Raw genomic sequence first — 555 nt, 5'->3', positions numbered from 1 at the left:
CCCCACACCCCCACCACCGCACTACCCACCTACCCCTTCCAACACCGGCCATACTGGCTCACCCCCGCGGCCACCACCAACGTCACCACCGCCGGCCTCGACCAACCCGACCACCCCCTGCTCGGCGCGATCACCTGCCTGGCCGATCAGGACCAGATTGTCCTCAGTGGGCGGATTTCAGCTACCTCGCACCGGTGGCTGACCGGCCATCGAGTGGGCGAAACCGTGGTTTTCCCGGCCACCGGATTCATCGATCTGCTGCTTTACGCCGGGGAGCACGCCGGCTCCCCCGTCGTCGATGAACTCGTCTTGCAGGCCCCCCTGGTCCTGCCCGACGACGTTGCCACCGATCTGCAGATAACCGTCCACCCCGTCGACGACACCCAGCAACGCCCCGTCACCGTCCACGCCCGCACCCACGACAACCAGGAGCGCACCCCCTGGACGCTGCATGCCACCGCAAAGCTGAGTGTCGGCACGGCGGGTGTGCCTGCGCCGACGGTGCCGTCGGTGGTTGAGGGTGTTGATGTTGGGGGTTTCTATGCGGGGTTGGCG

At 67.4% G+C, this 555-nt stretch carries 1 protein-coding gene; it reads left to right on the top strand.

What is annotated here, in order from left to right:
* On the top strand, positions 1–555 hold a 555-nt coding region (locus BST12_RS29310; protein ID WP_211281417.1), incomplete at both ends, for a polyketide synthase dehydratase domain-containing protein.

This window comes from Mycobacterium angelicum (genome assembly GCF_002086155.1).
Taxonomy (GTDB): Bacteria; Actinomycetota; Actinomycetes; order Mycobacteriales; family Mycobacteriaceae; genus Mycobacterium; species Mycobacterium angelicum.
The sequence above is the reverse complement of the archived record's forward strand: the minus strand, read 5'-3'. Positions and strand labels throughout refer to the sequence as shown.